The 17,492-nt window shown below is 48.1% G+C and carries 16 protein-coding genes and 1 tRNA gene; 12 read left to right on the top strand and 5 right to left on the bottom strand.

What is annotated here, in order from left to right; all coding sequences use genetic code 11:
- Positions 1-42: 42 nt before the first annotated feature.
- The 7 genes from RWJ96_RS00195 to RWJ96_RS00165 all read left to right on the top strand — a co-directional run bounded on the left by RWJ96_RS00195 (position 43) and on the right by RWJ96_RS00165 (position 9,584).
- Positions 43-1,191, top strand: coding sequence for a cysteine desulfurase family protein (locus tag RWJ96_RS00195; RefSeq protein WP_314018275.1), 1,149 nt, complete (start codon positions 43-45; stop codon positions 1,189-1,191).
- A 97-nt stretch (positions 1,192-1,288) separates the two neighbouring features.
- Complete coding sequence (locus RWJ96_RS00190) at positions 1,289-2,008, top strand: C4-type zinc ribbon domain-containing protein (RefSeq protein WP_314018273.1); 720 nt, start codon at positions 1,289-1,291, stop codon at positions 2,006-2,008.
- 14 nt (positions 2,009-2,022) lie between these two features.
- The gene (gene coaBC, locus RWJ96_RS00185) at positions 2,023-3,249 is read left to right on the top strand and encodes a bifunctional phosphopantothenoylcysteine decarboxylase/phosphopantothenate--cysteine ligase CoaBC (RefSeq protein WP_314018271.1); all 1,227 of its coding nucleotides are present in this window, start codon (positions 2,023-2,025) and stop codon (positions 3,247-3,249) included.
- 1 nt (position 3,250) lies between these two features.
- The gene (locus tag RWJ96_RS00180; protein WP_314018270.1) at positions 3,251-4,102 is read left to right on the top strand and encodes a deoxyribonuclease IV; all 852 of its coding nucleotides are present in this window, start codon (positions 3,251-3,253) and stop codon (positions 4,100-4,102) included.
- The gene (locus tag RWJ96_RS00175; RefSeq protein WP_314018269.1) at positions 4,102-5,994 is read left to right on the top strand and encodes an ABC-F family ATP-binding cassette domain-containing protein; all 1,893 of its coding nucleotides are present in this window, start codon (positions 4,102-4,104) and stop codon (positions 5,992-5,994) included. The genes RWJ96_RS00180 and RWJ96_RS00175 overlap by 1 nt, the downstream gene beginning before the upstream one ends.
- The gene (locus RWJ96_RS00170; RefSeq protein ID WP_314018268.1) at positions 5,995-7,740 is read left to right on the top strand and encodes an ABC transporter ATP-binding protein; all 1,746 of its coding nucleotides are present in this window, start codon (positions 5,995-5,997) and stop codon (positions 7,738-7,740) included.
- Positions 7,740-9,584, top strand: coding sequence for an ABC transporter ATP-binding protein (locus tag RWJ96_RS00165; RefSeq protein ID WP_314018266.1), 1,845 nt, complete (start codon positions 7,740-7,742; stop codon positions 9,582-9,584). The genes RWJ96_RS00170 and RWJ96_RS00165 overlap by 1 nt, the downstream gene beginning before the upstream one ends.
- A gap of 154 nt (positions 9,585-9,738) precedes the next feature.
- On the opposite strand, the gene RWJ96_RS00160 is transcribed toward RWJ96_RS00165, so the two are convergent.
- Positions 9,739-9,815: transfer RNA gene (locus RWJ96_RS00160), tRNA-Pro, on the bottom strand.
- Positions 9,816-9,894: 79 nt separating this feature from the next.
- Here RWJ96_RS00160 and RWJ96_RS00155 point away from each other — a divergent pair.
- Both RWJ96_RS00155 and RWJ96_RS00150 read left to right on the top strand, forming a co-directional pair.
- Positions 9,895-10,206, top strand: a complete 312-nt coding sequence (locus tag RWJ96_RS00155; RefSeq protein ID WP_314018264.1) for an MGMT family protein — start codon at positions 9,895-9,897, stop codon at positions 10,204-10,206.
- 116 nt (positions 10,207-10,322) lie between these two features.
- Complete coding sequence (locus RWJ96_RS00150; protein WP_314018263.1) at positions 10,323-10,895, top strand: hypothetical protein; 573 nt, start codon at positions 10,323-10,325, stop codon at positions 10,893-10,895.
- A gap of 121 nt (positions 10,896-11,016) precedes the next feature.
- Here the strand turns inward: RWJ96_RS00150 and RWJ96_RS00145 are convergent, their stop codons facing one another.
- Genes RWJ96_RS00145 through RWJ96_RS00135 form a run of 3 tightly spaced genes read right to left on the bottom strand, consistent with a single transcriptional unit; the run spans position 11,017 to position 12,649 of the window.
- Positions 11,017-11,454, bottom strand: a complete 438-nt coding sequence (locus RWJ96_RS00145; RefSeq protein ID WP_314018261.1) for a hypothetical protein — start codon at positions 11,452-11,454, stop codon at positions 11,017-11,019.
- Between the two features lie 11 nt (positions 11,455-11,465).
- Positions 11,466-11,954 carry a peptide-methionine (S)-S-oxide reductase MsrA gene (msrA, locus tag RWJ96_RS00140; RefSeq protein WP_314018260.1) on the bottom strand — a complete coding sequence of 163 codons (489 nt, stop codon included), beginning with the start codon at positions 11,952-11,954 and terminating at the stop codon, positions 11,466-11,468.
- 26 nt (positions 11,955-11,980) lie between these two features.
- Positions 11,981-12,649 carry a Crp/Fnr family transcriptional regulator gene (locus RWJ96_RS00135; protein WP_314018258.1) on the bottom strand — a complete coding sequence of 223 codons (669 nt, stop codon included), beginning with the start codon at positions 12,647-12,649 and terminating at the stop codon, positions 11,981-11,983.
- 133 nt (positions 12,650-12,782) lie between these two features.
- Here RWJ96_RS00135 and hcp point away from each other — a divergent pair, with 133 nt between their 5' ends.
- A complete protein-coding gene (hcp, locus tag RWJ96_RS00130) occupies positions 12,783-14,375 on the top strand; it encodes a hydroxylamine reductase (protein ID WP_314018256.1) in 1,593 nt (530 codons plus the stop codon).
- 149 nt (positions 14,376-14,524) lie between these two features.
- On the top strand, positions 14,525-14,896 hold the full coding sequence (locus RWJ96_RS00125; RefSeq protein ID WP_035427579.1) for a hypothetical protein: 372 nt from the start codon (positions 14,525-14,527) through the stop codon (positions 14,894-14,896).
- Positions 14,897-14,903: 7 nt separating this feature from the next.
- Here RWJ96_RS00125 and RWJ96_RS00120 read toward each other — a convergent pair whose 3' ends face one another.
- Entirely contained in the window at positions 14,904-15,935 is a 1,032-nt protein-coding gene (locus RWJ96_RS00120; protein WP_051485226.1) for an HNH endonuclease, read from the bottom strand.
- A gap of 213 nt (positions 15,936-16,148) precedes the next feature.
- Between RWJ96_RS00120 and RWJ96_RS00115 the strand changes: the two genes are divergently transcribed.
- On the top strand, positions 16,149-17,492 hold the full coding sequence (locus RWJ96_RS00115) for an FAD-dependent oxidoreductase (protein ID WP_314018252.1): 1,344 nt from the start codon (positions 16,149-16,151) through the stop codon (positions 17,490-17,492).

Raw genomic sequence — 17,492 nt, 5'->3', positions numbered from 1 at the left:
TTTGCACATAGACCACCAAGATTGAAACAACAGAAACACATTATGGATTACGTTTACCTAGACTATGCAGCTTCAGCGCCAATACGCCAAGAGGCGCTTGATGCCGAGAAAACCTATGAAGCTTCACCTATTGCAGGGGTGAACCCAAACTCTTTGCACTCGCTTGGTCGTCAAGCAGCGCGAGAGCTTGATGGTGCTCGTGGTGTTATTGCACGTGCGGTAGGCGGCAAGTTTAGAGCTCCTGACGTGATCTTTTGCTCTGGCGGTACCGAGGGCAATAACCTCTCAATTCTTGGTATGGCAGAAGGTATTCGCAACAAAGACCACAAGCGCAACACGGTGGTTTTCTCGGCAATTGAACATGATTCTGTTTTGGACCTAGCACCGGTTCTTCGCGAGAAGGGCTTTGAGGTACGAATTGCTCAGCCTAACCGTCAGGGAAAGATTGAGGCTTCAACCCTTGAGGGTCTTTTGGACCAGTCGGTAGCTCTTGTTTCTGTGATGTATGCCAACAATGAGACTGGTGTTATTCAACCAGTTGTAGACCTTGCGCGCGCTGCGCATAAGGTGGGTGCGCTTTTCCACACTGACGCGGTTCAGGCGTTTGGTCGTATTCCTCTTGAGGTAGCAGACGTAGATGCTCTGACCATTGCTGCCCATAAAATTGGTGGACCTCTTGGTATTGCTGCGGTGCTTATGCGCTCCAAAGTTCCGTTTAAAGCTCAGAGTTACGGCGGGGGACAAGAGGCTGGTAGGCGTCATGGTACCCAGGACGTTCGTAGTGCCCTCGCTTTTGCGGCAGCTGCCAAGTGGTGCCTGGATAACCTTACTCAAACGCAAGAGAGCGTTTCTGCGCGCGCTAATAAGGTGTATGAGACTCTTTGTGCTTCTCCTAAGATTAAGCCAACCACAGAGGCGTACGCTGGCAAAGATCACATGCCTGGCACGGTAAGCATTATGGTTCCCTCAATGGATTCTGAGACGCTTATCTTAAAGCTTGATCAAGCGGGATTTGAAGTCTCAGCTGGCTCTGCGTGTTCTTCAGGCTCTCTTGACGCAAGCCACGTTCTCTCGGCTATGGGTATCTCTAGAAACGAGGCTCTGGGCAGCCTCCGCATTACTTTTGACGAGCGCGTTTCTGAAGCTGATCTTGATGCCTTCTGTGCAACCTTGCTGCAGATTGTTGGATAAATTTTTCACATACTAATCTCTGCATTAGTTATGTTCTGCGTCTGATACGTCCTTATTTACGGTAGACTAGATGAGTAACCGTATATGAGGAGGCCCTATGAGTGAGTTTGTTAATCTGATGCAGCTCCAGGATATTGATTTGCAGCTGCTTAAACTCGCATCCAACTTGGCCTCAATGCCCCAGGTTCAAAAGATTAAAAACGCCCAGCTTGCAGAGAAAAAGATTGCTTCTCAGCTTAAGCAGGTGCTTGGCGTTAAAAAAGACGTAGAAATTGATATTTCTGACCTCAATGAGCAGCGCGCCCATTATGTCCTTAAGACAGATGAGGTTTCTGCTGCTGTAGAAACTGCAACTAATCATCGTGCTCTTAGAGACTTTGATCAGCAGCTTTCTTCTTTGGCAAAGAATATCGAGAAGTGCGATTTTAAACTTGCAGCAAAAACAGAAGAGCTTGAGAAGTGCAAGAAGGCTTACCAGACAGCTCAAGACTTGCAGGTAAAGCTTATGAAAGAGCGCGAGAGCCTTTCTCAGTCCCTTGAGATTGATTCTGCGGCTCTTCGCGCAGAGATTGTTGAGCTCTCTAAATCTCGAGAAGAGCTTGCAGCTCAGATTTCTTCTGACACGCTCGAGCGCTATGAGGCTGCACGTAAACGTTTTAAGGGCCTGGCAGTTGAGCACCTTGTTGGTAATGTTCCAAGCGTCTGTCGCGTTAAACTGCAACCAAGTTCATTCCACGATCTTCAGCATAGCTCTGAGATTGCTGAGTGCCCTTATTGTCACAGGATGCTTATTACATCTACAGCGTTTGAAGAATAAAGGAATTTATCGCTATGTTGGATAAAACCGCTCAGTCCTCTGTATGCCTTGTGGTGTGCGGAGGAATTGCTGCATATAAAGCCTGCGAAGTACTCAGAGGCCTTCAGAAAGCTGACTGCGACGTTCGTGTTGTTATGACAGAAGATGCAGCTCAGTTTGTAGGAAAGACTACCTTTGAAGCATTAACGCATCATGAGGTAGTGCAGTCGCTCTACAACAATGCCGAAACTCCAGTTGCTCACGTTGACCTTGCTGACTGGGCAGATTGTATGGTAGTTGTACCAGCTACTGCCAATATCATGGCAAAAATGGCTCATGGTATAGCTGATGACGCTGCAAGCACAACGCTTCTAGCTGCTCATACACCAGTTCTTGTGGCTCCTGCCATGAATACGCACATGTGGGAAAATCCAGCCACTCAGGCAAACGTGAAATTGCTGCGTCAGCGCGGCATCCAGATGGTTATGCCCGGGTCAGGCCGCCTTGCCTGCGGTTATACCGGAGATGGAAAGCTTGCTCCGGTACAGCAGATTGTTGATGCTGCACTAAAGGTCCTTTCCGGCAAAGATGCTACGTCAACCAAGCAAGATCTTGCAGGTAAAAAGCTTCTTATTACCGCAGGACCAACTCACGAGAAGATCGATCCAGTTCGCTTTATTGCCAACTGTTCAACAGGAAAACTTGGCTATACCGTAGCCAAAGTTGCCGCTCATCGTGGAGCAGACGTCACACTAATCTCTGGACCCACGCACTTGGAAGCTCCTCAAGGCGTCAACGTGCAAAGGGTAATATCTGCTGAGGATATGTATAAGGCGTGCGTAGACGCTTTTGACAACGTTGATGCTGCTATTTTGACGGCAGCTGTTGCCGACTACACACCAGCTCATCCAGCAGATCATAAGCTCAAGAAATCATTAGAGCATCTTGAGTCTATTGAACTTAAAGAAACCACCGATATTCTCGCCAGCTTATCTAAGGCAAAGAAAGACCAGGTTGTTGTAGGTTTTGCAGCCGAAACAAATAACGTCTTGGAACATGCTCAAGCTAAACTTGAGCGTAAAGGTTGCTCCATGATTGTGGCAAATGATGTTTCTAGACCAGATTCAACCTTTGGTTCAGATACAGACCGCGTGGCTTTTGTGACTCCTCAAGGTGTAGAACAGCTTGAGACTTTGCCACTGGCAGATGTAGCTTCGGAGCTTTTGGATCGTGTTTCCAAGATGCTTGAGGAGCGTGCATAGCGTGAAACCAGAAGAACTTTTTATTGGATGCCATCTCTCGGCAGGTAAGGGCTGGGAGGCAATGGGTAAAGATGCTCTTTCTATTGGGGCAACTACCTTTGCTTTCTTTACCAGAAATCCTCGTGGCGGCAACGCTAAGGCTTTAGATGAGGCTGATGTTGCAACGCTGCGTGAGCTTCTGAAGACCCATCACTTTGGACCTTTGGTTGCACATGCTCCTTACACCATGAATTTGTGCTCGGCTAAAGAGGAGACTAGGGATTTTGCTCGTCGTGCGCTTACAGAAGATCTTGAGCGCATGGAGTATCTACCAGGCAATTATTACAACTTCCATCCCGGTAGCCATGTGGGTCAAGGCTCTGACGTGGCAATTAAGCAGATTTCTGAAGCTCTTAACGATTGTCTTTTTGAAGGTCAGCATACAACCGTGCTTCTTGAAACTATGGCTGGTAAGGGTACTGAAGTTGGCAAAACGTTTGAAGAGATTGCTGCAATTCTAGATAAGGTAAACCATCCCGAGCTTATGGGCGTGTGTCTTGATACCTGCCATGTTCATGATGGCGGTTACGAAATTGTAGAAAATCTTGATGAGGTTCTAGATACCTTTGACCAGATAGTTGGCTTAGAAAAACTAAAAGCTTTACACCTTAATGACTCAAAGAATCCTCTTGGAGCTCATAAAGATAGACACGAGCAGATTGGCAAGGGCTTTATTGGTCTAGAAACCTTCCGTGCTGTGGTGACTAATCCACGCATCAACACGCTTCCTATGATTTTGGAAACTCCTCATTCTGAGCTTTCTGGTTGGGGAGAAGAAATTGCGTTACTTCGTTCTTTTTTAGGTGATAACTAGTGGGAATTCTGGTAGGTTGCGAACAAATCTCTATGGAATGGCCTGGTAAGAAGGTTCTTACCAACCAAACCATTGGCGTTAATGAGGGTGACCGTATTGGTGTTGTCGGCAAAAACGGTGACGGCAAATCAACCCTCTTAGATCTTATTGCTCATAGAATTGAGCCTGATTCTGGTAACGTAATTTGGAGAAGTGGTATCCAAGTAGGCTATATGGGCCAAAGTGATTCACTTTCTGATACACAAACCGTTTGTAGCGCTGTTGTAGGCGATACGCCAGAGTACGAGTGGGCATCTGATGCTCGCGTTCGTAAGATTATTGATGAGCTCATTGGTGACTTGGACTGGAATGGCCTGGTAGGAGAGCTCTCCGGAGGTCAACGTAGACGCTGCGATTTGGCTCGATTGCTGGTAGGCACCTGGGACTTAATGCTTATTGACGAGCCAACCAACCACCTGGACCTTCATGCCATTCAGTGGCTTGCCAATCATCTAAAGAATCGCTGGTCAGAAGGAAATGGCGCGCTCATTCTGGTCACCCACGATCGTTGGTTTTTGGACGAAGTCTGTGACCACATGTGGGAAGTCCATGACGGAGTAATTGACCCGTTTGACGGCGGCTATTCTGCCTACATTCAAGCTCGAGTTGAGCGTGATAGACAGGCAGCAGTGATGGAAGAGCGCCGTCAGAATACGCTGAGAAAAGAGCTCAACTGGCTTGCTCATGGTGCAAAGGCACGCACGTCAAAGCCTAAGTTTAGGATTGATGCTGCCATGGAGCTTCTAGCCGAAGATCCACCACTGAGAAATACGCTTGAGCTCAAACGCATGGCAGTCTCTAGGTTGGGCAAGCAAGTTATTGAAATGCATGATGTCTCGTTTGCCTATAAGAATGTCGCGACAGCTGAAGGCGCAGATCAAAGCACGCAGGCAGATGCTGCTAAACCTCAGACAGAGGTCATCAAGAACGTCGAGTGGCTCATTGGTCCTGGCGACCGCTATGGCATCTTGGGCGAGAATGGCGCTGGTAAATCCACACTTCTTGAGCTGATGACGCAGCAATTGCAGCCGACCTCTGGCGTGGTTAAGGTTGGAAAGTCTGTCAAATTTGGATGGCTTTCTCAGCAGATTGATACGTTTGCTACTAAAGAGACCTGGACGGTACTTGAGCTTTTGAGCCAGTACAAGACTAGTTACCTGGTAAACGGTAAGATGCAAAGTCCTACGCAGCTGCTTGAAAGCTTGGGCTTTGATCGCCGAGAGTTTACCAATCGCTTGCAAGACCTCTCCGGAGGCCAGCGCAGACGTCTAGCGCTTCTGTGCGTTCTTCTTGAAGAGCCAAACGTGCTGGTACTGGACGAGCCTGGCAACGATCTGGACACGGATATGCTGGCTGTCCTAGAAGACCTTCTGGACTCGTGGCCTGGTACGCTTTTGGTTGTAAGTCATGATCGCTTCTTGATTGAGCGCGTTACTGACGACCAATACGCCCTCATAGACGGCCACATTCGCCACGTCCCTGGCGGCGTTGACGAGTACCTCAAGCTTGTTGATGCTGCAAAACAGACGGCGAGAAGAGCGGGGGAGTTGTCGGGTGCACGCGGAGCCTCAGGTGCAAATGAGCCGCAGGTAGACGGGGTTTCTAGCCAGGAGAGCACGGTACTGAGCAACGCTGAACGTCGCGAGCTCAAGAAGCGCTTTGACTCGATTGAGCGCCGTATGGGCAAGGCTCAGGAGCTGCCTGAGCAGATTAGGGAGCAGATGAGCTCTGCTGATGCAACTGATGCGCAGCGTTTGATGGAGTTGCAGCAGCAGCTTAATGACGCAGAAGCTGCGCTGATGGAGTTGGAAGACGAGTGGTTAACGCTAGCAGAGAAACTTGGTGAAGCGTAAATGGGAGAGTTGCTCTCTAGGTTTGTATGGCCAAAATACGGACGCAAGAGTTTTGTCGCCTTACTTTGCAAAGCAGTTGAAGTCGTTGGTGACCTGCTTACGCCGTTGATTATTGCACGCATGATTGACCTGGGTATTCACGGGGCAAACATGTACGACATTATTCGCTACGGAATTTTGCTGGTAGTTATTGCAATAGTTGGCTTTAGTTTTACGCTTGTCTGTCAGAAAATTGCTTCAATTGTGTCTCAGCGTACAGGAACCGATCTGCGCAATGAGCTTTTTACGAAGATTCAAGAGCTCTCAAGTGCTGATATTTCTGCGCTGGGAACAGACACGCTGGTAACCCGCCTGATCAACGATGTTAATCAGGTGCAGGTGACCGTTGCTCTGGGTATTCGTCAGCTGATCAGATGGCCAATCCTTGCTGCTGGCTCCATTATTGCAACTCTTATGCTTGACGCTAAGCTTGGTATGGTCTTTTTGCTGGCAACCGTACTGGTTGCAGCTATTTTCTTTTTTGTAGCACGTAAATCTACCGCGCTTTTTACTGAGCTGCAGAAGCGCCTTGATACCGTTTCTTTATATATGCGACAAATGCTTTCTGGTATTCGTGTTATTAGGGCTTTTAGACATGAAGCAGAGGAGAAGGAACAGTTCTCCAAGGCAGTTTTGGCTCAGACGGAGACAGCAACTAAGGCTGCAAATTATTCAGCTCTTCTGAACCCTGCAACCTTCCTTGTTATGTATCTGGGAATTGCTGTGACGCTTTGGCTGGCAGCACCCCAGATTACTGCTGGCACGCTCTCTCAAGGTACCGTGGTGGCACTTGTTAGCTATATGACTAGTGCACTTTTAGCTATTAGCTACGTTGCTAACCTGGTTATTATTATTACGCGAGGAGCTGCGTCTGCGGCTCGCGTGATGGAAGTGCTCAACACTAGGCCAGCGCTCTCTGATAAAGGAAACAAGTACATCAACCTCGCTGAATCCGACTTTACCGGAACTGCTGTAGCGTTCAAGGACGCCTCGCTTGTCTACGACGGTGGAGGAGAGCCTGCTCTTTCTAACATCAATCTCTCGCTTCAGGCAGGTCAGACACTGGGAATTATCGGTGGTACTGGCTCCGGTAAGTCTAGTTTTGCCGCCCTCATCCCGCGACTCTTTGACACTCAAACTGGCTCTGTAAGCGTCTTTGGTCACGACGTCAAAACCTATACCTTTGAGCAACTACGTGCCCTTATTGGCTACGTTCCACAGAACACTTCGCTGGTCAGCGGTACTATCCGTACTAACCTCTGCTGGAAGAATCCAGACGCTACCGATGAGGAACTTTGGGCAGCACTTGAGGTTGCTCAAGCAGCAGACTTTGTGCGCGAAAAACCCGATCAGCTTTATAGCATTGTCGAGCGTGGCGGCAAGAACTTCTCGGGAGGCCAGCGTCAGCGCTTGACCATCGCCCGTGCGCTGGTGGGAAGCCCACGCATTGTCATCTTGGACGACGCTGCTTCCGCTCTTGATTTTGCTACGGATGCTCACCTCCGCGCGGCCCTTCGCAAGCTCAGCGCAACCACTACAAGCATTATTATTTCGCAGCGTGTAGCAGCGGTAATGCAAGCAGACAAAATCCTTGTTCTTGACCACGGTAAACAGGTTGGGCTGGGAACACACAAAGAACTTCTCGCCACATGCCCGCTCTATAAAGAGATCTGTCTCTCACAGCTTCGTCCTGAGGAGGTGGAGTAATGGCCGATATGTATTCTGGCGGAAGCACCTCCGCTATTGCATCAAGCGCGCCTGAGCATGGCAAGGGTGGCTCAGCAGACGTCATTTCTATGTCTGCAGCAGAAGTGACACGTCGCCTAACTGCATGGATTTCTCCCCACGGAGGTTTTCTGGTTCTGGCGGCTGTGTCATCTATTGCAACCGTTATTCTGCAGCTCTGGGTACCCATCATTGTGGGCGCCGCTATTGACCAGCTCATTAAACTGGTGCAGGGTGGCGAGGCAGCACTTCTACCAACGCTCGCTCAGCTCTCGCTGGTAGTTTTGCTTGCAAGCGCAACGCAGTGGCTTGCTTCTTGGTCTACCAACAAGCTCACCTACCTGGTCACCCGTGACCTCAGAGACGCAGCTCATGCTAAGGTGGCAAACTTGCCGCTCTCATACATTGATACGCATTCTCAGGGAGATTTGCTTTCTAGGGTTGTTAACGATGTGGATCAGCTTGGTGATGGCCTTCAGCAGGGCCTCACGCAGTTCCTTACGGGCGTGGTAACCATTATTGGAACCTTGTGCTTCATGTTTTATATGTCGGTCCCTATGGGCCTTGTAGTTGCTCTAGCTACGCCGCTCTCTATTATTGTTGCTTCCGCCATTACTAAGTACGCTAGCTCGTCTTTTGGCAAGCAGCAGGGCTATCAGGGCCAGCTAGGCGGATACGCAGAAGAAATGGTCTCCAACCAGGAACTCATTACTGCTTTTGCCCACAAAGATGCCATTATTGAGCAGTTTGAAGCTATTAACGAGAAACTCCGTGTAGTAGGAGAGCGCGCTCAGTTTGCTTCATCGCTTTCTAACCCCTCCACGCGTCTGGTAAATAACTTCATTTACGCTCTGGTGGCTGCTCTTGGTTGCATTTGCGTTTTAACGGGAGTTCCTTCTGTGCTTACCATTGGTCAGGTGCAGAGCTTCCTCTCGTATGCCAACCAGTACATGAAGCCTTTTAACGCTATTTCTGCAGTTGTTACGCAGGTTCAGACCGCCTATGCAAGTGCTCGCCGCGTGTTTGACCTTCTCGACGCAAAAGAAATCAAGCCCGATCCAGCCGACGCTGAAGTCATCCAGAATCCACAAGGCTCCATTGAATTTGACGACGTGGCGTTCTCCTACGATGCAAAGCATCCGCTGCTTAGCCACATTTCATTCAAGGCAGAGCCTGGCCAGAAGATTGCGCTTGTCGGCCCAACTGGCTGCGGTAAGACTACCCTTATTAACCTGCTGCTGAGGTTCTATAGCATTGATTCTGGTGCCATTTATGTAGACGGTTATAACACGCAAAAACTCACCCGTGCATCGCTGAGAGAGCAGTTTGGTATGGTGCTGCAGGATACGTGGCTCTTTAAGGGAACCATCAAAGAGAACATCCGCTATGCAAAGCCAGACGCCACCGATGAAGAGATTTTTGCTGCAGCTCAAAAGGCTCAGGCACACGAGTTTATCCAGCAGCTTTCTCAGGGTTACGACACCATGGTAGGAGAGTCTGGCGGATCTTTATCTCAGGGCCAGCAGCAGCTTCTCTGCATTGCTCGCGTTATGCTTGCCAATCCACCTATTCTGCTTCTGGACGAGGCAACGTCAAGTATTGATACGCGAACAGAACAGCTGGTACAGAAGGCGTTTGACACCATCATGAACGGTAGAACTTCACTGGTTGTTGCCCACAGGCTCTCTACCATCCAAGGTGCCGATTGCATTCTTGTCCTCAAGGACGGCTCAATTCTTGAGCGAGGCACCCACGATGAGCTCTTGGCCCAAGGCGGTTTCTACGCCAAGCTCTACGAGAGCCAATTTGAGGGCACTAACGCCTAGCAAGGCTCACGCTTTAGATACGCGGTCGATTGTTGTAAAGCAGCTGGTCACTTTTTGCTGCTTGATTTTGCAGTTTGATTTTGCCGCTTGTACATAGGGTTTCTCGCGGTATGTAGGTAATAAAAAAGCCAGGAAAACTCCTGGCGAGAAATTCTGGTCGGGTGGACTGGATTTGAACCAGCGACCCCTTGACCCCCAGTCAAGTGCGCTACCAAGCTGCGCCACCACCCGTTTGCTTTTGATACGATAGCATTCCAACATAAAATGAGCAAGCAATTCCCGGTAACCGTGAAGATAGAGTGGGCTAGATATGGATAACTTCTTTCAGCGTGCATTTTTAGTGGTCAAGCAGATTCCCGAGGGCAGAGTCAGTACGTATGGGCAGATAGCTCGAATGATAGGGGAGCCAAGAAAGGCTCGCTATGTAGGATTTGCTATGCACCAAAGTCCTGGCGTTGCTGGAGGCGTGCCATGTCACCGAGTGGTTTTTAAAGACGGCTCGCTAGCTCCTGGCTTTGCTTTTGGTGGACCAGACGCTCAGCGAGAGCTTCTTGAGGCAGAGGGTGTGCAGTTTCTTGAAAACGGCAAGGTAGATATGAAATGCTTCCTCTGGGAAGCATAAAAAGATGAAACATTATTTTATCTTGTGAAATGTTCTCCGAGCTAAGAAGCGCTGCTTGCTGGGTACAATCGCAGTGAGTTCCCGGTAGTTGGCACGTTCCGTTTAATGGAGGTCAAATGACGCGTAGCTCTAGCATGAGCAAGTTCTTTACTGCAATTTTTGTACTACTGGTAACGTCAGCCTTGAGTGTGGGCATTTTGTCTGGCTGCTCACAAACCGAAAACAAACAAGACCAGACTAAATCCACCACGTCAGAACAAAAAGAAGATAAGAAGGACCAGAAAAAAGAGGATTCTTCAAACTCCTCTAGCTCTTCATCAAACAATTCCAACGCTACTGGTTATGCTACCTATCAGATTCCTGAGGGATTTAGCTTTGATAACAGCCTGTATCCTGACTTACAAATCACCACGCAGATTGATAAGGATAGCCTCTGGCCAATCATTATTCGCATTGAGGGTACAGCAGATCAGTTTGATTTGATGAGAAAAGCAACTATCGATGCGGCTCAGAGAGCTCAGGTACTCGAGTCTGCGGAAGAGATTGGCAACACAGTAGACCAGGCCCTTGCACACCCATCCAACTACAACCTAACTGACTGCGCAATTCTCACTTCTGCACCAGAGTCGTACCGTAAGACCTACGTTATTACGTTTACTGTCAAGAGCCACTACGAGGTCAAAAAGTAGTTTGAACTGTACTGCTTATTAGCTTTGTTGTAACAAACATTGGCTTGCATCTGAAGCTCCGGATTCAGACGTGATAACCGCCTGCTGCAAAGCGCTAGCTAGCTTCATCTTTAGCCGCTAACTACTGCACCTTTGTTGTGGCGACTTTAATCAAGGTCGCCACAACAGTCACAACAAAAGGAACTACAGTTACACAAATAGCCCAAAAAGTGAAATACTGGTTCTCCCAAAAGGCGAAGTACGCTAATCGGCTGATTGGAATACATAAAAACAGCATCACGCCAGCTACAATCAAGGCAGGAAGGTTCCCCCTTGATAACTCTTCTTGTCTGATGCTCATTGCTGCCAGTACCGGGGCTAGGACGAAATACATAAGTACAGGAAACCCGAACTGAATCATCCTTCCTACCGATCTAGCAGGGAAATGTAGCACCCGCATCGGAATCGTTGACACCAGCATAAGAATTATATAAACCAGGCTGGGCCTTAAAGCGATAGGCACCCTTCCGAGGGTTGCTTTGATGCCAATGATGTAGCTTTTAATTAATAAAATCTTCATAGCTAAGCGGCTTACGCAAGCGGCTTATATGCGTCATCAACATTGATGTGGCAATAGCCACCAGGATTCTTCTTCAAGTAGTCCTGATGATATTCCTCAGCAAGTACGTAATTGTCCAGTGGCTCCACCTCAACGGCAAGCTTCTGACCAAACAGCGACTCCTGTTCAGACACAATGCGTTCAATAACAGGCAAATCCGCGTCGTTTGTGTAATAGATGCCGGTGCGATACTGCCTACCAACATCGTTGCCCTGCTTATTAACCGAGAGGGGATCGATAACCCTAAAGTAATAGCGCAGGATGTCATAGAGGCTTACAACGCTCTGATCATAGGTTACATGCACTGTTTCTGCATGATCTGTAGCCTTGACCTCCTGATAGTTGGTATCCAAGGTCTTTCCATTTGCATAGCCAACAGTGGTTGCAGTAACGCCCTTAATTCTAGAGAAGTACTCTTCAAGACCCCAGAAACATCCACCTGCTAGATAAATCTCTGCCATAAAAGCCTCCTTAGGCTGAAATGCTGTTATAAAAGTTTGAAGTGGCTTCGCTTTACTTCAAAGACGCCTTCTTTACTCAAAGAAGATATTACCGCGCTTAAGGCGCTTCTATCTACACCAAGATAATCAGCAAGTTGTTGGCGATTGTAGGGGATATCAAACTCCGACGAACCCGCAGCTTGCGAGCGAGTGTTCAGGTACGCCATCAATTTGCCACGTATACTCTTTGGAGCAGCATCTTGAATACGACGGCTCAACATGATGTTTTTCTGCGCAATAGAAGCCATAAGGTTTCTGGTGATAATATCCACGCCGCCGCAAATGTCACACGTTCTGGTGGTAATCTGTCGCAGGTCAAGCAGCAGAATCGCAGACGTCTCCGTGGCAACCACCGAGGTCAAAAGCGGTACGTTTCCAAGAGCTGCATATGCCTCTCCAAAGGTTTCCCCCGTATGGAAGGCCCCCATCACAGAAATGTTGCCTTGAGCATCTGATCCCTCAACATGAATAGCGCCGGAGACAACAATGCCAAACTGATGGGCTTTATCACCAGCGCACAGGATAATCTCTCCAGGCTCATAGGTACGCACCACTGCACGTAGATGCTTCAGCAAAGCTTCAAGCTGCTCAGGCTTTACCCCTTTGAACACCACGGTATTGAGCAAAAATGAGGGCTTGATGTCTTGCACGTTCATATGCTCTCCAAAAATTCCTGGATAGAAATCGTTTTGTTGTAATTACAACATACACTATTCCACATTCCTGTAATCATGAAACCCAGAAGAGCAAATCTCTTCTCGCTATATGGTTTTATGGAGAGGAAAAATAGTGGATAACAAGATGTTCTGTTTCCAATGCGAGCAGACTGCTGCTTGTACTGCATGTACCGGCGCCGCTGGCGTTTGTGGCAAGCCTTTTGACGTCGCATTTGCTCAGGACGAGCTTACCGGCGCTCTGGTTGGCCTTTCTCGCACCGAGCTTGCTGCTGGCAAGCGTTCTAACCGCGCAGATCAGCTGATTGTCGATGGTCTGTTTACCTGCATCACCAACGTCAACTTTGACAAGGGTGCTGTTGACGCAATTACCGCTCAGGTTCGTGACGAGAAGAACCGTCTAGCTGCAGAGGCTGGCGTAGAGCCTGTTGAGGATCTTCCACTTGGCGGCGTTTGGTCCGACAACGAGGACATTAGATCCCTCAAGTCCCTTATTCTGTTTGGTATCCGTGGTATGGCTGCTTACGCTTACCACGCTCGCGTTCTTGGCAAGACTGATGACGCAGTTGACGCTTTCTTTGTAAAGGCTCTTGCAGCTCTTGCTACCGAGTCCTCCGTTGACGTTTTGCTGCCTCTTACCCTTGAGGTAGGCGAGGTCAACCTCAAGTGCATGGCTCTTCTGGACAGCGCAAATACCGGCGCTTATGGCACCCCAGTTCCAACTGAGGTTCCTCTGACTATTGAGCCAGGTCCCTTCATTGTTGTTTCCGGCCACGACCTTCTTGACCTCAAGATGATCCTTGAGCAGACCGAGGGCACTGGCGTCAACGTTTACACCCACGGCGAGATGCTCCCAGCTCACGGTTATCCAGAGCTCAAGAAGTATCCACAACTCAAGGGCAACTTTGGCACCGCATGGCAGAACCAGCAGAAGGAGTTCAAGGACATCCCAGCTCCTGTTGTCTTTACCACTAACTGCCTCATGCCACCTCGTCCTAGCTACAAGGACCGCGTCTACACTACTGAGCTTGTTGCATTCCCAGAGCTCGTCCACATTGACGAGGACACAAACGGCAAGAAGGACTTCAGCGCTGTTATCAAGCAGGCTCAGGAGCTTGGTGGATACGCTGAGGCTCAGGAGCTCACCGGCATCAACGGTGGCCACAAGGTAACCACCGGCTTTAGCCACGGTGCTGTTCTTGGCATTGCCGATAAGATCATCGATGCTGTTAAGCAGGGCGCTATCAAGCACTTCTTTGTTGTTGGCGGCTGCGACGGCGCTCGCCCTGGTCGTAACTACTACACCGAGTTTGTTGAGCAGACTCCTGCAGACTCTGTTGTCCTCACCGTTGCTTGCGGCAAGTTCCGCTTCAACGACCTTGACCTGGGCACCATTGGTGGCATCCCTCGTATTCTTGACGTTGGTCAGTGCAATGACGCTTACGGCGCTGTTCAGATTGCAACTGCTCTTGCAAGTGCATTTGACTGCGGCGTTAACGACCTGCCACTGAGCTTTGTCCTGTCTTGGTACGAGCAGAAGGCAGTTTGTGTCCTTCTAACCCTGCTGCACCTTGGCATCAAGAACATCAAGCTTGGACCAACCCTTCCTGCATTTGTCAGCCCTAACGTCCTTAACATTCTTGTTGAGAACTACGGTATTGGCCCAATCGGCGATGCTTCCGAGGATCTTGCTCAGATGCTTGCCTAATTGGCGAGAAACCCCTCTCATCCTTTCCTTAAACGCCTCCTAGCTACGCGCTGGGAGGCGTTTTTTGATCGTGGATTTTGTGGATCTAACTTGGAAACCGCCAAACTCAGATAAAGATCGATATTCTTCCTTTTGTTAAGGAGGGAAAAATGAGAAGACTAACAGTTAATGACCTAAAGAATCTGAGTAAACTAATTGATCCAAAAATACAAAATAATCAAACTATGTTTGAGTGTTTTGCTCAAATCTGTGATAACTACGATAAGGTGCCTTTAACTGAAATTGAATGCCCATCTATTAGCTGGAATGCTTTTACATATGCTTTCTACATCGTTAATCTAAGGCCTCTTAAAACTCAAAATGAATTATTAGCCGCAATTGCTATATATTCTTTTTTAAATGTAAACGGCTATGATTTTGATCCTTCGCTGCAGGATCTTCTGGCTCATATTGATCTATTAAAATCTGACCAATATTTTGCTCACGAATTTTGCTCATGGATCGAACTAGAAATCATGTAATAAAGCCTTATCTCAAAATCTCCGTTTCAGCCATAAATTGATCAAAATGCCTTTCTAGCTGCTTTTCATTTGGATAAGCTTCATGATAAACAGGCATATGCAACTGCTTTTTATTGAAGTCAATATATTCGGTTTTATCCAGAAGCCTCGATAATCTAATGCGTTTACTATCGGGCTCAACTGAAAGTAAATGTGCATCAAAAAGAAGATGTAGATCAGACCTTAGAAGAATACCATTGGTAACCATTTGAGTTTTAGGTCCACGATATTGACCAATATGAGCTGCTTGTAAAACCTGAGGAACATCGTTTCCAGAGATGGCACATCTATTGGAATAGGCCTTTAGCAAATTATTTCTAAACTGAGCTTGTCCTTGCCTACGCACGGATTCTCTGAATTCCTTAATGCGCTCATCAGTGTCATCAATCTGCTCAAGCTGATTTTGAATCTCTGGCTTGAGTTCATCAAAACCTGCCGAAATAAAAGATGAATTATTAACTGTTTTGGCGTTAACCGGTCCATGGAGAGTAAACATTCCAGTAGCGCTGTTATAACGCTCTACAAACGCTAATCCCATCACTTTATATTTCTTATTTTTATCCTTAATAAATAAACCAATGGGGAGACCGTCATTTAGGCAATTCATTAAAAGTGCGTTGTACAACTTTGACTGTACTTGGTTTCCTTGAGTCTTAATATGCTCACTGTACTCAATTGACCAGGTACCATCAGAATAGTAAATTGGCTCTCCATCTTCATAAAGACCATTACCATTTGAAGTGTGGACCGAGAGAGCATACTGCTTTAATCCATAAGAAACTTTGCTTTTAGACGGACTATAGATTCCGGAATCCCTAGAAATAGGAATTCCACCAACGGTAAATCCTTTTTCTAGACGATGGGGGAGTTTATCAATCTCACTATTTTCATGATCGATAAACCACTGATAAGCGGAGACAAATTCCTTTGGAGCAACTTTAAAAGCTCTTTCAAGAGTTGGATTAAAGATCGTGCATTCTGTAATGATCTGATCAAACATCCCAGTCTCCTCACAATTAACCTGTACAAACAGTAAGTTTTTCTCGCCAACGTGTAAAGATCTTTAATCAAATTGCTTCACGAACTCCAAATATTCGATTTATTAAAGAACGTTCAAGAATGACGCTCTTCTCGATAACAGAATGTGGCATAATGCCACTGTCAAAGTAACAATTAATGTTAGTCATTAGTAGCATTTAACAGAGGGGTTTCTATGGCTAAAGTTGCAGTTATCGGTTGTACCCACGCAGGCGTTTTTGCCACTTCTTCAATCCTGGGCGCACACCCAGATTGGGAGGTTCACGTCTTTGAGCGCAATGACACGGTTTCCTTCCTGTCTTGCGGTATTGCTCTTTGGGTAGGTGACCACGTAAGCGATCCTAACAAGATGTTCTACAGCTCTCCAGAAGCCCTTGCAGAGGCTGGCGCTTACGTTCACATGACCACCAACGTCACTTCCGCAGATGTTAAGACCAAGCATGTTGCTTGGGAGGACCTCAAGACAGGTGAGACTTTTGAGGATGACTTTGATTACCTCGTAGTCACCACTGGCTCTAAGCCAATTGTTCCTCCACTTCCTGGTATTGACGGACCTCGTGTTCTTCAGTGCAAGAACTGGGCTGACGGTCGTCGCATTCATGACACCATGGCATCTTCCAAGTCCGCTATTGTCATCGGTGCTGGCTACATTGGCGCTGAGCTTGCAGAGCAGCTCTCCGAGCGTCAGAAGGCTGTTACCCTCATTGACATGCTTCCTCGCGTTCTTGCAAAGAACTTTGATAAGGCAATCACCGAGCAGGTTGAGGATGCTTACAAAGAGCACGGCGTTACCCTCGCACTTGGCGAGAAGGTCATGAGCTTTGAGGACAATGGCGATTCCGTCACCGTTGTTACCGATAAGGGCTCCTACACTGCAGATTACGCAATTCTGGGCATTGGCTTCCTGCCTCGTACTGACCTCTTTGACGGCCAGCTTGATATGCTTCCTAACGGCGCCATCAAGGTTGATGAGTACATGAGCACCAGTGAGCCTGGCGTTTTTGCAGCTGGTGACTCCGCTTCCATTATCTTCAACGTCACTGGTAAAGAGGACTACATTCCACTGGCAACCAACGCTGTCCGCCAGGGTCTGCACGTTGGTCCCAACATGCTTGAGCCAACTGCTGCATACGCAGGTACTCAGGCTTCCAGCGCAGTTCAGCTCTACAACTACTCCATGGCTGCAGCAGGTCTCACCGTTGAGGGTGGCAAGGTTCGTGGCTATGAGTATGATTCCGTTTCCATCACCGAGAACTACCGTCCTGAGTTCATGCTGACCACCGAGCCAGTTACCGCTACGCTTGTCTGGGATCCAGAGACTCGCCTTATCAAGGGCGCACAGTTCTTCTCGACACATGACGATGTTGCTCAGGCAGCAAACGTTGTGTCCGTTGCAATTGCCGCTGGAATGACTATCGACAACCTTGCAGCAGTTGACCTTCTGTTCCAGCCAAACTTTACCAACCCAGTCAACTACATTGGCTCCGTTGCTATGGCTGCCTGCGCAAAGGCCAAGTAA

The organism is Lancefieldella parvula, from assembly GCF_963547875.1.
Classification (GTDB): Bacteria; Actinomycetota; Coriobacteriia; order Coriobacteriales; family Atopobiaceae; genus Lancefieldella; species Lancefieldella parvula_D.
This window is presented reverse-complemented; position numbering and strand designations above follow the sequence as displayed.

Bases quoted from the DNA above. Each gene is read 5' to 3' on its own strand.
- RWJ96_RS00125 (WP_035427579.1), top strand. From the start codon at position 14,525: ATGAGAAGACTAACAGTTAATGACCTAAAGAATCTGAGTAAACTAATT.
- RWJ96_RS00120 (WP_051485226.1), bottom strand. From the start codon at position 15,935: ATGTTTGATCAGATCATTACAGAATGCACGATCTTTAATCCAACTCTT.
- RWJ96_RS00195 (WP_314018275.1), top strand. From the start codon at position 43: ATGGATTACGTTTACCTAGACTATGCAGCTTCAGCGCCAATACGCCAA.
- RWJ96_RS00145 (WP_314018261.1), bottom strand. From the start codon at position 11,454: ATGAAGATTTTATTAATTAAAAGCTACATCATTGGCATCAAAGCAACC.
- coaBC (WP_314018271.1), top strand. From the start codon at position 2,023: ATGTTGGATAAAACCGCTCAGTCCTCTGTATGCCTTGTGGTGTGCGGA.
- msrA (WP_314018260.1), bottom strand. From the start codon at position 11,954: ATGGCAGAGATTTATCTAGCAGGTGGATGTTTCTGGGGTCTTGAAGAG.
- RWJ96_RS00115 (WP_314018252.1), top strand. From the start codon at position 16,149: ATGGCTAAAGTTGCAGTTATCGGTTGTACCCACGCAGGCGTTTTTGCC.
- RWJ96_RS00155 (WP_314018264.1), top strand. From the start codon at position 9,895: ATGGATAACTTCTTTCAGCGTGCATTTTTAGTGGTCAAGCAGATTCCC.
- RWJ96_RS00150 (WP_314018263.1), top strand. From the start codon at position 10,323: ATGACGCGTAGCTCTAGCATGAGCAAGTTCTTTACTGCAATTTTTGTA.
- RWJ96_RS00190 (WP_314018273.1), top strand. From the start codon at position 1,289: ATGAGTGAGTTTGTTAATCTGATGCAGCTCCAGGATATTGATTTGCAG.
- RWJ96_RS00165 (WP_314018266.1), top strand. From the start codon at position 7,740: ATGGCCGATATGTATTCTGGCGGAAGCACCTCCGCTATTGCATCAAGC.
- RWJ96_RS00170 (WP_314018268.1), top strand. From the start codon at position 5,995: ATGGGAGAGTTGCTCTCTAGGTTTGTATGGCCAAAATACGGACGCAAG.
- RWJ96_RS00135 (WP_314018258.1), bottom strand. From the start codon at position 12,649: ATGAACGTGCAAGACATCAAGCCCTCATTTTTGCTCAATACCGTGGTG.